13 protein-coding genes are annotated in these 15,746 nt (G+C 37.3%); 11 read left to right on the forward strand and 2 right to left on the reverse strand.

Annotation, left to right across the window (positions count from 1 at the left end; genetic code table 11):
* Positions 1-29 precede the first annotated feature (29 nt).
* From H6W53_RS21525 to H6W53_RS12055, 6 genes are all read left to right on the forward strand, one after another.
* Positions 30-1,793, forward strand: a complete 1,764-nt coding sequence (locus H6W53_RS21525) for an MMPL family transporter (protein WP_228457791.1) — start codon at positions 30-32, stop codon at positions 1,791-1,793.
* Between the two features lie 149 nt (positions 1,794-1,942).
* Entirely contained in the window at positions 1,943-3,685 is a 1,743-nt protein-coding gene (locus H6W53_RS21530; RefSeq protein WP_228457792.1) for a lysophospholipid acyltransferase family protein, read from the forward strand.
* Between the two features lie 40 nt (positions 3,686-3,725).
* Positions 3,726-4,640 carry a dialkylrecorsinol condensing enzyme DarA gene (locus H6W53_RS12040; protein ID WP_185207104.1) on the forward strand — a complete coding sequence of 305 codons (915 nt, stop codon included), beginning with the start codon at positions 3,726-3,728 and terminating at the stop codon, positions 4,638-4,640.
* A 1-nt stretch (position 4,641) separates the two neighbouring features.
* Entirely contained in the window at positions 4,642-5,781 is a 1,140-nt protein-coding gene (locus H6W53_RS12045) for a beta-ketoacyl-ACP synthase III (RefSeq protein WP_185207106.1), read from the forward strand.
* Positions 5,781-6,212, forward strand: coding sequence for a hypothetical protein (locus H6W53_RS12050; RefSeq protein WP_185207108.1), 432 nt, complete (start codon positions 5,781-5,783; stop codon positions 6,210-6,212). The genes H6W53_RS12045 and H6W53_RS12050 overlap by 1 nt, the downstream gene beginning before the upstream one ends.
* Before the next feature lie 68 nt (positions 6,213-6,280).
* Positions 6,281-6,724, forward strand: a complete 444-nt coding sequence (locus H6W53_RS12055; protein WP_116099676.1) for an ABC transporter permease — start codon at positions 6,281-6,283, stop codon at positions 6,722-6,724.
* Between the two features lie 57 nt (positions 6,725-6,781).
* Here H6W53_RS12055 and H6W53_RS12060 read toward each other — a convergent pair whose 3' ends face one another.
* Positions 6,782-7,594 carry a peptidoglycan-binding domain-containing protein gene (locus tag H6W53_RS12060; protein ID WP_185207110.1) on the reverse strand — a complete coding sequence of 271 codons (813 nt, stop codon included), beginning with the start codon at positions 7,592-7,594 and terminating at the stop codon, positions 6,782-6,784.
* Between the two features lie 194 nt (positions 7,595-7,788).
* On the opposite strand from H6W53_RS12060, the gene H6W53_RS12065 reads away from it, so the two are divergent.
* From H6W53_RS12065 to H6W53_RS12085, 5 genes are all read left to right on the forward strand, one after another.
* Entirely contained in the window at positions 7,789-8,190 is a 402-nt protein-coding gene (locus H6W53_RS12065) for a hypothetical protein (protein ID WP_076396310.1), read from the forward strand.
* A gap of 106 nt (positions 8,191-8,296) precedes the next feature.
* Entirely contained in the window at positions 8,297-9,292 is a 996-nt protein-coding gene (locus H6W53_RS12070; RefSeq protein ID WP_185207112.1) for a BtrH N-terminal domain-containing protein, read from the forward strand.
* A gap of 1 nt (position 9,293) precedes the next feature.
* Positions 9,294-10,049 (forward strand): ABC transporter ATP-binding protein, encoded by a 756-nt coding sequence (locus H6W53_RS12075; RefSeq protein ID WP_185207114.1) that lies wholly within the window; start codon positions 9,294-9,296, stop codon positions 10,047-10,049.
* Positions 10,036-11,304, forward strand: coding sequence for an ABC transporter permease (locus tag H6W53_RS12080; RefSeq protein WP_185207116.1), 1,269 nt, complete (start codon positions 10,036-10,038; stop codon positions 11,302-11,304). Before H6W53_RS12075 ends, H6W53_RS12080 begins: the two co-directional genes overlap by 14 nt.
* A gap of 851 nt (positions 11,305-12,155) precedes the next feature.
* Positions 12,156-12,665, forward strand: a complete 510-nt coding sequence (locus tag H6W53_RS12085) for a transposase (protein ID WP_228457793.1) — start codon at positions 12,156-12,158, stop codon at positions 12,663-12,665.
* A gap of 29 nt (positions 12,666-12,694) precedes the next feature.
* Here the strand turns inward: H6W53_RS12085 and infB are convergent, their stop codons facing one another.
* Positions 12,695-15,715 (reverse strand): translation initiation factor IF-2, encoded by a 3,021-nt coding sequence (gene infB, locus H6W53_RS12090; protein WP_185207118.1) that lies wholly within the window; start codon positions 15,713-15,715, stop codon positions 12,695-12,697.
* Positions 15,716-15,746: the final 31 nt, after the last annotated feature.

The raw sequence follows: 15,746 nt of genomic DNA on the forward strand, positions 1-15,746 counted from the left end.
AAATTTGCAAACCTGATTTTTATAATGTAATGCATCGTTTTTTCATATTTTTATATTATCTGATCTCTAAAAACAAACTTCTGTCCGTATTTTTTTCGGTCGGAATTGCCGTTTTATGCTTGTTTTTCGCATCGAAGATCAATTTTGAGGAAGACATCAATCAGATCATTCCTAAAAACGAAAAATCTGATCTTACCGCAAAAGTTCTGAAACAGCTTAATTTTTCAGACAAGATCATTGTGATTATCGAAAACAGATCCAAGGAAGAAAATTTTCAGCTTTCGGAGACTGCCGATGCTTTTTTACATGAAATTGAACCCCTGCAAAAATACATCGGTTCGGTTCAGGGGAAAGTAAATGACAGTGAAATTTCGGAAACCTTTGATTTCGTCAATCAGAATCTGCCTTTATTTCTGAATGAAAACGATTACAAAGAAATTGAGAGAAAACTTCAGAAAGACAGCATTGCCAAACAGGTAGAAAACAACTACGTTTCTCTGGTTTCGCCCACCAGTCTTGTTACCAAAGAATTCATTAAAAAAGATCCGCTCGGAATTACTTTTCTGGGAATCAAAAAACTCAACGCTTTAAACATCAGCAAAGATTTTAAGCTGGAAGACAATTATATCGTAACCAAAGACGGAAAAAACCTGCTGCTTTTCATCGATCCCAAAAACAAAAGCAACGACACCAAAAACAACGAAGCATTTGTTAATCAGTTAAATACCATCAAAGAAAACCTCAACGCAAAATTCAGAGGAAAAACAGAAATCAGCTATTTCGGTTCGCCTGTTATTGCGGTTGCGAATGCACAGCAGATCAAAAAAGACATTCAGAATACGGTTATTATTTCAATGACTGTGCTTCTTCTGATTCTTATTTATTATTTCAGGAATGTTTTTACGCCGATTATTGTATTTCTTCCGACGGTTTTTTCGGTTTTACTCGCTCTTTTGATTTTATACTTCATTAAAGATAAAATTTCGGCAATTTCTCTGAGCGTGGGAGCCATTTTGATAGGAATCACCATTGATTACGCCCTTCACATTCTGACGCATTACAAGCATAACAACAATATTGAAGAGCTTTACAAAGAAATTACCCAGCCAATTGTTTTAAGCAGCGCAACAACGGCGGTTTCTTTTTTATGCCTTGTTTTTGTACGTTCGGAAGCATTGAAAGATCTGGGACTTTTCGCTGCCATAACGGTTATTTTATCTTCCGTTACGGCTTTAATTATCATTCCGCAATTGTATCATCCGAAGAAAAAAGAAAAAGCAGTCAATGCAAATTTCATCGATAAAATCGGTTCGTATCCGTATGAGAAAAACAAACCTTTAATTATTATATGTTCGGTTATTATCATTGCGTGTCTTTTCGGATTCAGGAAAGTAGGTTTTAACGAAGACATTGGCGATCTGAATTATATTCCGAAAGATTTAAAAATAAGCGAAGCAAAACTTCAGAAGTTATCCGATATTACGTCAAAATCCATCTACACGATTTCTTACGGCGATTCCGAAGAACAGGCTTTATCGAGAAATTCTGAGCTGAGCCAATTTTTAGAAAAAGAAAAAAAAGAAGGAAAAATTTTAAGCTACAATTCTCTCGGGAATGTGGTTCTTTCTGAAAAAGATCAGCAGCAAAGAATTGAAAACTGGAAAAAATTCTGGGATGAAAATAAAAAGAATCAAACCGTTTCTGAATTAATTAAAAACGGAAATCAATTCGGATTTAACAGTTCCGCCTTTGATCAGTTCAATGAAAATTTAAATAAAAACTACTCACGTTAACTTTAAAAGACTACGAAAAAGTAAAAGCCCTTCAGATCTCTGAATTTCTGAGTCAGGAAAACAATTTTTACACAGTTTCCAATGTCGTAAAAGTAGACGAAAAGAAAAGAGATGCCTTCATTAAAGACGTTGAAAAAAAGCATGATGCTTTGGCAATCGACCGTCAACAGATGAACGAAAACTTTTTAGGTTTGCTAAAAAATGATTTTAACACGTTAATCAATTATTCCCTTTTGGCAATTATTTTAACGATTATTGTGTTTTTCCGTAATTTTGAATTAACGGTTCTTACGATGTTTCCGATTGTTTTAACGGGAGTGGTTACAGCGGGAATTCTTTACTTTTTAGGTCTGGAACTGAATATTTTCAGCACCGTTGTCTGTACTCTGGTTTTCGGAGTCGGCGACGATTTCAGTATTTTCCTTACCCAGGCAATGCAGAAAGAGCACACTACCGGAAAAAACGAGCTTCCTACCTACAGAACATCCATTATTCTGGCGGTTTTCACGACCATTTTATCCATCGGTTCATTAATTTTCGCCAAACATCCTGCTTTGCATTCATTAGCTTTGGTGGCTTTAATCGGGATGTTCTCCGTGATCATCATCACCTCAACCTTATATCCGTTCTGGTTCCGTTTGCTGATTACGAACAGGGCTAAAAAAGGACTTTCTCCGGTTACCTTCAGGTTATTTTTCAATGCAGTATTGTCTTTTCTGTATTACGGATTAGGAGGATTGCTGTTTTCCGCCATCGGAAGCATCTTTGTGAAGCAATCAAAAGGCAAAACGCTGAACTTTATTAAATTAATTTTAGCGAAGTTTTTAACTTCTGTCCTTTATACGAATCCATTTGTAAAGAAAAAGCTCATTAAAAACCCGAATGAAGATTTCAGCAGACCCGCAGTCATTATAGCCAATCACACTTCGTTTCTGGATACATTGGCTCTAGCCATGATAACACATAAAATCATTTATCTGGTGAATGACTGGGTGTACAACTCTCCTGTTTTCGGAAAGATTGTGAGAGCATTAGGATTTTATCCCGTTTCTCAGGGTATTGAAAACGGAATGGAAAAGCTGAGAGAAAAAGTAGATCAGGGTTATTCTCTGGTTGTTTTTCCGGAAGCAGAACGGTCTTATACCAACGATATCAAAAGATTTCACAAAGGAGCTTTTTATATCGCAGAAGAATTCGGACTGGATGTGGTTCCGGTTTACATTCATGGAAACTCTGAAGTACAGCCGAAAGGAGACTTTATTATCTATGACGGTTCAATTACTGTAAAAGTGGGCGACAGAATTGATAAAAATGATGAACGCTTCGGGAAAAATTATTCCGAAAGAACAAAAAAGATCAATGCTTTTTTCAGGGAACAGTTTGCGAAGTTACGAAGTGAGCTGGAGGATGAAAATTATTTTAAGAAAAAACTCTTCCTGAGCTATCTGTATAAAGATAACGAAGTCGTACAGGAAGTAAAAGAAGATTTTAACAAAAATAAATCGGTTTATTTTGAACTGAATAAACATATCCCGAAAGATGCCAATATTCTGCATATTGCAGATGATTTCGGGCAGAAAGATGTTTTACTCACGCTTCAGCAGGCGAGCCGAAAAATCTTCAGTTTAATGAAAGATGAAGAAAAAAGACAAATCGCCGAACAGATTTATTTGGTAAAAAGAAGGAAAATTAAATACATAAAAAACAGTACGGAAATTGATAAAAAGATAGACGTTCTTCTGGTTTCGGATAAAAACTTCAAAGCAGACCGAATGGAAAATCTTCCTGAAACCATCATTTTTATGAATGTGAAAAATACGTTACCGGAAAATAATAATTATACACTGAAATTCAGTTCAGAAGCTTTAAAAGTATTTCGTTCTGAAAAATAAATATGAAAAGCATATTTTTGTAAACGATTAAGGAGAACCCATGCAAAAAGATATACTCGTTATATATTATTCACAAACCGGACAGCTTACCGATATTGTAAAAAATATTGCCCGCCCTTTTGAAGCCAAAAAGGAGGAGTACAATGTTACGTACTACAACATTACGCTGAAAAAAGACTTCCCTTTTCCGTGGCCGAATGATGTATTCTTCAACACCTTTCCGGAATCTTACCTGCAGATCCCGAGTGAAATTCTGCCGCCGCCGGAAGAAGTGGTTAACAAAAAGTTTGATTTGATTATCTTTGGTTATCAGGTTTGGTATTTAACGCCGTCCATCCCGATCATTTCATTCCTGAAAAGTGGTTTTGCAGAAAATATCCTGAAAGACACTCCGGTTGTTACCGTTTCGGCAACGAGAAATATGTGGATGTATTCTCAGGAAAAACTGAAAGTATATTTAAAAAAACTGAATGCGAAATTATTAGGAAACATCGCTTTGGTAGACCGACACGACAATTACACCAGTGTTCTTACGATTCTTCGCTGGATGACCACCGGAAAAAAAGAAAAATCGGGAATTCTTCCTGCAGCAGGAGTTTCGGATGAAGAAATAAAAGGTTCTGTAAAATACGGGGAAATTATTGAAAAACATTTCAGCAGAAATGATCTGGATACTTTACAGCCTGATCTGGTGAAAAACGGAGCGGTGGAAATCCGCGCTTTTCTGGTAAGGGTAGAGAAAGTGGGAAACAAAATTTTCACCATCTGGTCAAACCTTATCATGAAGAAAAAAGAAAAACGACTATTGCTTATTAAATTCTTTAAGGTATATTTGATGGCTGCGATATGGATCATTTCACCTATCGTATTGGTTTTACACTTATTAACAACACCTGTTTTCTGGTTTAAAAGAAAGAAACAAAGAGAATATTTACAAGGAATTAATTTAAAATAGAATGTACGACGTATTTATAACAAAAGCATCAAAATACCTACCCAATGAGCCGGTTTCTAATGATGAAATGGAAACGTATCTTGGTTATATAAACGGTGCAAAATCTAAAGCGAAAGCTCTTATTTTAAGAAATAACAAAATTACGACAAGATACTACGCGTTAGATAAAGAAGGAAATCCTACACATACCAATGCCCAGATTACGGCAAAAGCCATTGAAGGACTTTTTGATGAAAACTTCAAAAAGGAAGACATGAAACTATTGTCTGTGGGAACTACTTCTCCGGATCAGCTTCAGCCTTCTCACGCATCCATGGTACACGGTGAACTGAACATCGGAAAATCTATCGAAATAAATACCGCAACCGGATTGTGCAACTCCGGAATGAATGCTTTGAACTACGGATTCCTTTCTGTAAAAGCAGGAGTTCAGGATAAAGCAGTCTGCGCAGGTTCCGAGAGAATGTCTGCATGGATGACGGCGGATAAATTCAACCATGAAGCAGAAAATCTGGCTTTACTGGAAGAAAGACCCATCATTGCTTTCAAAAGAGAATTTTTAAGATGGATGCTTTCCGACGGAGCAGGCGCTTTTTTACTTGAAAACAAACCAAGAGAAAACGCTACGAATCTTAAAGTAGAATGGATTGATTTCTATTCTTACGCACACGAGATCGAAGCCTGTATGTACGCAGGATGCGAAAAGCAGGAAGACGGAAGCCTGAAATCATGGGCAGATTACCCGTCCGACGAATGGCTGAAACAGTCTATTTTTGCATTGAAACAAGACACGAAAATTTTAGATAAATATATTCTGGTAAAAGGTGCTGAAAGCTTAAGATCATCTTTTGATAAGCATGAACTTGATCCGGAATCAGTCGACCATGTTTTGGCGCATATTTCTTCAGGATACTTTAAAGAAGGGCTTAAAGAAGAATTTGCCAATGTAGGATTGGATTTCCCTTGGGAAAAATGGTATTACAACCTTTCTGAAGTAGGAAACATCGGAGCAGGTTCTATCTTCATCGCTTTAGAAGAATTAATGAATTCCGGAAAGCTGAAAAAAGGAGAAAAAGTATTGCTTTGTGTTCCTGAAAGCGGAAGATTTGCTTATTCCTGTGCTTTGCTAACGGTTTGCTAATGGAAAACAGACTACCAACCTCCGATCAGGACTTTGTGGAAAGCTTAATTCCGCAAAGATTTCCTTTCGTTATGGTGAACAGCATTTCAGAATATTCCGAAAGCCACCTGATTTCAGGTTTTGAAATTAAAGAAGACAATATTTTTGTTCAGAACGGAATTTTTCAGGCTTCAGGTTTGATAGAACATCAGGCACAGAGTGTAGCTTTACACACCGGTTATAAATTTTACCTTTTAGGAAAAGAAGCTCCCACAGGATATATCGGAGCCATTAAAACCTTTGAAGCGTATACTTTACCTAAATTGGGCGATACCTTGACTTCCGAAGTTTCCATCATCAATGAAATGATGGGCGTAACTTTAGTCGATATTGTAACCAAGCTGAACGATGAGGTTATTGCAAAATCTCAAATGAAAACGGTTGTAATGTAATTATACTTAGATAGACCTCATAGGTTTTTGAAACCTATGAGGTCTGGTAAAATAAAATAGAAATTTCAATGAAAATTAAGGAAGAAAACATCATCAATATCCACAACTTTCTCCCGCATCGCGAACCGATGCTGATGACAGATTACATTCTGGAATTGACGAAAGAAAAAGTGATTACTTCCTTTGAAATAAAAGAAGACAATATTTTTGCTCACGATAATGTATTCGTTGAAGCTGGACTCATAGAAAATGCAGCTCAAACCTGCTCCTCAATTTTAGGACAGAGCTTTTTTGAAAATCCGGAAACAGAAACAAAAGTAATTGGCTTCATTACCAACATCAAGAAAATTGAAATATTTACTTTGCCCAAAGTCGGCAACAAAATTATTTCAAAAGCCTCATTGGTTTCACAGTTTGAAAATATCTGTCAGATTTTTTGTGAGACATTCAATGATGATGAACTGCTGATAAGAGCTGAAATTACTCTATTTATTCAGGAAGTGAAATCATAAATAAACAAAGAAGCTGTTCCAAAAGATCAGCTTCTTTGTTTTTAATCCCTCTCCTGATTAATCAATTCTGATGATATCCAGTTTAGATTTCATAAAATTTCTGGTTCTCCGCAATACGCCATAGCCGTTTTCACTTCCGTCTGCATTGGTATTTCCTTCGATGGTTTCAAAAACATCTCCGTTACTTTCAACAACAATTCCTGTATGAACCCAGTCGTGGCTGTTTGTACTGCTCTGCAAAAGAAAAATATCACCCGGCTGAACATGATATACACGATTTCTCACCAAAGTATAACCAATAAAATTGTCTCTTTTCTGCGCTTCACCAGCTACCGTATCGCAACTGAAGCTTCTTTTCACAATATTGGTAAAACTGCCTCCTATCTGACTTGTTGCCTGATCTAAAATCGTCTGCACAAATCCCATACACCAAAGCTGATCCTTTCCCTCGCTCCCATCCATATAAGCTCTTACCCAAGGACCTCTGTTTCCTTCCCCTTTTATGGTAAGTTCCCGTGATCCGGCAACAAGATGCTGTTTTGCGGCATTCACGACCAATTCCCTTAATCCTGTTCCCTCAACAGGCTGGGTAAAAGCTTTAATCATAGGATCTGCCATTTTCCGGAAAAGCTCCTGAGTTACAATGCCATTTTCAGTAAGTCCGTTTGCCTTTTGGTAATTCTTCACCGCTTTTTCTGTAGCCGGTCCGAAATCACCATCAATCCCGGTTGAAGTTCCTTTTGAAGGATTTAAAAAAGCGTAAAGATTAAGCCAGCTTTGTATCTTCGATACTTCTTTTGAGGAATTTTCAGCTCCTCTTGACTGCGTTCCTGAAATTTCAATTTCTTTTAAAAAATGTTTTTTTATCATGATATAGATTTTATGGTTATTATTTCTTAAGATCATAACAAATGTAAGCTCGAAAATAAAACAGAGAAATAACGATTTGGGGTGATTTATAACCAGTAAACACCTGTAAGACCCTCTAAAAACAAATGATACTATGTTGCACATTTTTATTATCTTAGCGAACTATTTAAACCATCTTTCAATATTAATTTCAGATGAAAAAACAAGACCTTCCACAAGACGAAAGCAACTTAAAGTCAGCGAATATGACTGAGGTTTTGTACGTTACAGATGAAAATAACAACTACACCACCGCAAACAGTACCGGCTGGGAAGCTAAAAAAGCTGCTTTGGACGAATCTTTAGCTTTAATTAATGAAAGAATTGAAGAAGCAAGACAAAATGTTGCTAACAATACAGCAAGCCCGATTGTCTATTTCATGGAGCTGAATAAAATGGATCTGCAGGTTCTTGCAGCCTATGTCGGAATGTGGCAGTGGCGTGTAAAAAGACACGGAAAACCAAAAATATTTAAAACACTAAGCGATTCCGTACTGAAAAAATATGCCGATGCTTTCGGTATTTCGGTGGATGAACTAAAAAATTTCAAAGGGTAGACAATTGATTAAAAGAGAAAATTCCTCCGACTGTTATTCTGACAGAAAGAGAAACTCTACAACATGAAAATCAAGCATTTCCCCTCGATAAAAAGACAAGAAACGAATGGAACTTAATTTTGAACATCACCAGACTGCCCATTGCGAAAACGGTGTTGCCTCCAATTTATTATTGAATAAAGGACTGAAGCTCAGCGAGCCTATGATCTTCGGAATCGGTTCCGGATTATTTTTCGTGTATTTACCTTTCCTGAAAGTTAATTTTGCACCGGGTTTCAGCTATCGTCCGATGCCGGGAGCCATTTTCAGCAAAGCCGCAAAAAGACTTGGAATTAAGATCAAAAGAGAAAAATTCTCCAATCCTGCCGAAGCACAAAAAGCTTTGGAAAGAAATCTCAACAATAATATTCCGACAGGTTTGCAGGTCGGTGTTTTTAACCTTACTTATTTTCCCGAAGAATATAAATTCCATTTCAATGCTCACAATCTCGTGGTTTACGGAAAAGAAGACGGAAAATTCCTGATCAGCGATCCTGTGATGGATTACACCACAACCCTTACTGAAGCCGAACTGGAAAAAGTGAGATACGCCAAAGGAGCACTTCCGCCGAAAGGTCATATGTATTACCCTACTCACATTCCGGATCATGTAAATCTGGAAGAAGCCATCAAAAAAGGAATCAAAGATACCTGTAAAAATATGCTGGCTCCGGTTCCTATTATCGGGGTGAAAGCCATGAGATGGGTTGCAAGAAGCATTCCGAAATGGGCAGCTAAAAAAGGTACAAAAACCACCAATCATTATCTGGGACAACTGATCAGAATGCAGGAAGAAATCGGAACCGGCGGTGGCGGATTCAGGTTTATTTACGGTGCATTTCTACAGGAAGCAGCCGTTATTCTTAAAAATGATGAATTAAGAGAACTTTCTAAAGAAATTACGGCAATTGGTGATCTGTGGAGAGATTTTGCCGTGGATATTGCAAGAGTGTACAAAAACAGAAACTCTAAAAGCGATATTTATAACCAATTATCAAAATCAATGCTTCACATTGCCGATCTGGAAGAAGCTTTTTATAAAAAACTTAGAAAAGCAATATAACGTGGAACACTTCATAGAAATAAAAAATCTCTACAAAAAATATAAAAATGCAGAAGACTTTTCTGTAAACGATATTTCGCTGAGTATTGCCAAAAACGAAATCTACGGAATTCTCGGACCTAACGGAGCCGGAAAGACAACGTTGATTTCCATGCTTTCCGGATTGATAAAACCGACTTCCGGACATTTTACAATTGACGGACTTTCGCCCCAGAAAAACGGTTTCAGACTGAGACAAATCATTGGAATTGTTCCTCAGGAATATGCTTTGTACCCGACTTTAACAGCAAGAGAAAATTTAATGTTTTTCGGAAGCCTTTATGGGTTGAGTCACAAAAATTTAAAGAATTCGATCACTGAATCTCTGGAAATCATGGGTTTATCGAAATTTGCAGACAAAAAAGTAGAACAGTTTTCCGGAGGAATGAAGCGCCGCTGTAATCTGATTGCAGGAACTCTTCACAACCCGAAAGTTTTATTTTTGGATGAACCTACTGTTGGTGTGGATGTTCAGTCTAAAAAAGCGATTATCGATTATCTTTTGGATTTAAATAAAAAAGGAACGTGCATTATCTACACTTCCCATCACCTTTCGGAAGCGGAAGAATTCTGTACCAAAATTGCCATCATCGATCATGGTAAAATCCATGCTGTCGGAACACCTGAAGAATTAATCAGTAAGATTTCCAATGCAGAAAATTTAGAAGACGTTTTTATATCATTAACCGGAAAAGAATTACGAGATGTTGTTGTATAAATTGTGGCGGAGTTTCATCAAGGAGATTCTTTTGCTGAAAAGAGATATCGGAGGAATTGTCATCATTTTTGTGATGCCTTTGCTGCTGATTATCACCATTACTTTAATTCAGGATTCTACCTTTAAAAATCTCGAAGGCACAAAAATTCCGATTATTTTTATTGATAACGACAAATCTGAGATTTCACAAAACATCAAAAAAGAATTCGAGAATGGTAAAACCTTCGAGCTTCTTACCAATTTTACGGAAGAATCTGCCGAAAAAGCCGTTTTCGGAGGAGATTATCAGATGGCCATCGTTATTCCTAAAAATTTAACGAAGAATATCAATTCCAATGTAGAATCTAAAGTTCAGGCAATCGTCAGTTCATTTGGGCTTGAGAATGACTCGACATCTGTGAAGGAAAGTCCCGTTAAATCTGATGATATTCATCTGTACTTTGATCCGGCAACCAATATCGGGTTCAAAAACAATGTGATGACTGCCGTCAACAAAATGGTTTTTGAAATTGAGAACAAAAAGATCTACAAAGCCTTTCAGGATCAGTTGGGAACTACAGAAGATCTCGGAAAAACTAAAAATTTAATCAGCTTTAAAGAAATCACTCCGAAAAAAGGAAAAACAGACATCATGCCGAATTCCGTTCAGCATAACGTTCCGGCTTGGGCGCTGTTTGCGATATTCTTCATTGTCGTTCCTTTGTCTATTAACCTTGTGAAAGAAAAAAGCCAGGGAACAAGTGTAAGAGCGAGAATCAGCCCTACTCCGTATTTCGTTCATATTTTAGGAAAAACATTTACCTATCTCATCATCTGTGTGATCCAATTTTTGCTAATGGTTGCAGTGGGAATTTATCTTTTCCCATACATGGATCTTCCGCAATTTGACGTTACCGGAAAAATGTTTCCGCTTATTGTCGTGACCATTTTTGCAGGTTTGGCAGCCATCGGATTTGGTGTACTTTTAGGAACGGTTGCCAATACGCAGGAACAGTCTGCTCCGTTTGGTGCGACTTCGGTGGTGGTTTTAGCAGCAGTCGGCGGAATCTGGGTTCCCGTATTTTTAATGCCTGAATTTATGCAGACCATCGCCAAATTCTCTCCGATGAACTGGGGATTAAATGCTTATTATGATATTATTTTAAGAAACAGCGGAATTGTAGGAGTTGCGAAAGAAATCATTTTCCTTTTTCTATTTTATATAGCAATGGTCGCAATTTCATTATTTTATGAAAGAAAACAGAATGCAGTGTAAATACTGACATTAATTATAAAAGATATTTTTAATCTTAATTTTCTTAAACTAAATGAACTTTGTTTATTTCTAAATAATTTTAACTATTAGGAAGATTTAAGAGCCTATTTAAATTTTGTTCAATAAAAGTTTTATAGCAGATAATTTGACCATGTTTTCCGATGTTTCCATTAATATAGCAGACTCATTATAAAAAAAGGCATAATACTGAAAAATAGTTGGTAGAATCCTATCAAAACCTCATTGTTAGGCTGTTTGGAGGAAGTTTTATGAAACGTGTTTCATAAAACTTTTTCTTTGGCTGAAAAATGGCAAAAAAACGTTGTTGGTTTTGTTCAAGCCTAGAGGTAATTCGTTGGGGAAAACAAAGATTTAAATGTAAAAATTGTGAGATTTTATTTACTCAAAACAGAACGGAACAACGAATTAAGGTTTAATGGTCAAAAATAGTTGGTGAAATTCTTCGCAACGCTTATTATTACTAATGATACAGTAAGTTTATTGAACTTTGTTTCAATAAACTTTTTTTGTAGCTGAAAATTCAAAAAATATCGTTGTTGGAGTTTCAAAAAGTATGGATGTGATTTTTTTGGGAAAGCAAAACAGTAAGCGTCGTTCGTAAAAGGTTTTTAAGCCATAGTGCTGTTCCAATAATTTGCAAAAAAGGATGGCAAAGCCATCCTCTAAACTATTGTTTACAGCGTTGATTGTATTGCTGATGAGTTGCTCTTCAGCATTGCTCATTTCCTCTTCCAATCAACTGCCAAATATTACGAATTATTTCTGACAAAAACACCAACTATTTTTGACCACATTACCCGAATCGTTTTATCTGGTTCAAAAAATGGGTATTGGAAAGGCAGACCTACAAAACGCTTTGCAGAGACAGCGGTTATTCGAAAGATACTTTGCAGAGAACATTTTATACCATTTTAGAGCAGTCTCCTACCTTAAAGATCATCAAACGGAAAAAGGTGAATTTAAGAATGGATGCAACTTATTTTGCTCAGTTCTGTTTAATTGCTTATCAGGATGATTTTGATGGATATACACAGCTTATCCGTTTTACCGATGGAGAACATTATGAAGAAATCAGGGAAGATTTAAACAATCTTTTACGATTGGGCGTAAAACTGGAAAGCATTACTACAGATGGACATAAAAGCGTTTTGAAAGCCATAAATAAATCTGACGGAGACATCATTACTCAGAGATGTCTGGTTCATATTCAGAGAATGTGCCTGATCTGGCTCACAAAGTTTCCTAAACACATTGCCGGTCAGGAACTTCGAAAACACGTTAAAATATATCCTGAATTTCACCAACTATTTTTCAGTACATTACCTAAAAAAAATGGCTGAAAAATTCCAGCCATTTTTATCTTACTTTTTTACTTCAACTTCTTCTTCACAGCAACTTCTTCATAAACTTCAAGAATGTCGCCCTGTTCAATATCATTGTAGCCTTTCAGGTTCAATCCGCATTCGTAACCTTTTGTTACTTCTTTTACATCATCTTTGAAACGTTTTAAACTTTCAAGTTCACCATCGAATTTCACGATACCATCTCTTAGCAAACGTACCTTAGACTGTCTGGTAACTTTTCCGGTAAGAACCATACAACCTGCAATGGTTCCCACTTTAGAAATTTTGAATACTTCACGAATCTCAACATTACCGATAACCTGCTCCTGAATTTCAGGAGAAAGCATCCCTTCCATTGCTTCTTTTACCTCATCAATCGCTTTGTAGATTACAGAATAGGTTCTGATCTCAATTTCTTCACGGTCTGCAAGATCTTTTGCATTGGCTCCGGCTCTTACGTTGAATCCGATAATAATTGCATCAGATGCTGCCGCTAAGTTGATATCAGATTCTGTGATCTGTCCAACACCTGAGTGAAGGATTTTCACGCTGATCTCTTCTGTTGATAATCTCTGTAACTGATCAGAAAGTGCTTCTACCGAACCATCCACGTCACCTTTTAGGATAATATTCAATTCCTTGAATTCTCCTAAAGCAATACGTCTACCCAATTCTTCAAGCGTCGTATGTTTTTTGGTTCTGATGGAAAGCTCTCTCTGAAGCTGCTCTCTCTTGTTGGCAATCGCCTTACCTTCACTTTCATCAGCGTAAACACGGAATTTGTCTCCAGCTGTTGGCGCTCCGTCCAGACCTAAAATAGTTGCCGGGATTGAAGGACCTGCTTCTGAAAGATTTTTACCTCTTTCGTCAAGCAAAGCTTTTACTTTACCATGGTTTTTACCAGCTACCACATAATCACCAACTCTTAAAGTTCCGGTTTGTACCAACATAGTTGCTACATAACCTCTACCTTTATCCAGAGAAGCTTCAATAACTACTCCGTTTGCAGCACGATCAGGATTTGCCTTTAATTCAAGTAATTCAGCCTGTAATAAAACTTTTTCAAGCAATACATCGACATTGTTACCAAATTTAGCTGAAATTTCCTGCGCCTGAACATTTCCTCCCCATTCTTCTACCAAAATATTCATTCCGGAAAGCTGCTGACGGATGTTATCAGGATTCGCATTCGGCTTATCAACCTTATTGATTGCAATAATCATCGGAACTCCTGCAGCCTGTGCGTGAGAGATCGCTTCTTTTGTCTGAGGCATTACATCATCATCCGCAGCAATTACGATAATTGCAATATCGGTAACCTGTGCACCTCTCGCTCTCATCGCTGTAAAGGCTTCGTGACCCGGCGTATCTAAGAATGTAATTCTTTGTCCGTTTTCAAGTTTCACATTGTAAGCACCGATGTGCTGAGTAATTCCTCCTGATTCACCAGCAATTACATTGGTTTTTCTGATGTAATCCAGTAATGAAGTTTTACCGTGGTCTACGTGACCCATGACCGTAACGATCGGAGCTCTTGGAAGAAGATCTTCTTCGTTATCAATTTCATCTTCAGAATCTGAATCTTCAAGATCTGCATCAGAGAATTCTATTTTATAACCAAATTCATCAGCTACTAATAATAATGTATCTGCTTCAAGTCTTTGGTTCATGGTAACCATTACACCTAATGAGAAACAAGCAGAAATTACTTCTGTAGGAGACACGTTCATCAAACTTGCCAATTCACCAACCGTGATGAATTCGGTTACTTTTAATGTTCTGTCTGCCGCATCAATTTCCTGCTGACGCTCGTCCTGTTCTCTACGGAAGTTTCTTTTATCTTTTCTGTGTTTTGCAGATTTAGATTTACCTCCTTTATTGGTTAATTTTTCAAGGGTTTCCTTGATCTGGTTTTTAACTTGTTCGTCAGTTAACTCAACAGGCATCGTTCTTTGACCCGGTCTGTTACCTCCTTGTCCACCTCTGTTGAATCCACCTCTGTTTCCACCTTGTCCACCCTGACCTTGAGGACGGTTTCCTTGCCCGCCTTGGTTATTTCCAAAACGGTTTCCACCTTGACCTCCCTGTCCTTGAGGACGGTTTCCTTGTCCACCCTGACCTTGAGGTCGGTTTCCTTGTCCGCCCTGGTTATTTCCAAAACGGTTTCCACCTTGACCTCCCTGTCCTTGAGGACGGTTTCCTTGTCCTTGATTGTTTCCTCCTTGTTGGTTATTGTTTCCACCCTGCTGATTTCCTCCGCCCGGCTTCTCAATTCTTTTTCTTTTCTTTTTAGCTCCCGCTCCCTGTTTAGGCGCAAACTGAGTTAAATCGATTTTTTCTCCAACGATTTTAGGGCCATCAAGTTTTTGATAAACCGTTTCAATTTTTTGTGGTTCCTGAGATTCCTCTTCTGCTTTTGCAGGTTCAGCCGGTTTTTCTTCAACTGGTTTTGCAACCGGTTTTTCAGCAACAACAGGCTGCGCAGCTTCCTTCACAGTTTCTGTAGGTTTAGCCACAGGTTTTTCTTCTTCTTTTTTCTCTTCCGCTTTTGGTTTATCTTTTTTCACAGGTCTGTTTCTGGATTCGATCTGGGAAAGATCTATTTTATCAAGAACTTTAAATTCCTGCTTTTCAGGAGTTGCTTTTACTTCAGGAGCAGGTGCAACTTCTTCTTTTTTCTCTTCCACCACAGGTTGTGGTTTTGGAGCCGGAAATTCTTCAACTTCAGGCTTTTTAGGCTCTAAATCTATTTTACCTAAAATTTTAGTTTCCGGTTTGTTAGCTTTAGCTCTTATTACTTCAGGGGTTTTCTTTTCTTCAATTTCCAGCTTTTCTTCCGGAACTTTCGTGATCACCACCTCATGGGAAGCTTTACGTTGCTCGCCGTCCTTGGCAAACTCAGCCTCCAATGCAGAATATGCCGCTTCTTCTAATTGAGCGTTAGGATTGCTTTCAACCTCGATACCCTTAGCTTGTAAAAATTCTACTAATCTGGACATCGAAATATTGAATTCCTTAACCGCTTTATTTAATCTAATTTTTGGCATCTATATTATTTACTATTTTTTTAATTCTTAA

The organism is Chryseobacterium sp. C3, assembly GCF_014218905.1.
Classification (GTDB): Bacteria; Bacteroidota; Bacteroidia; order Flavobacteriales; family Weeksellaceae; genus Chryseobacterium; species Chryseobacterium mucoviscidosis.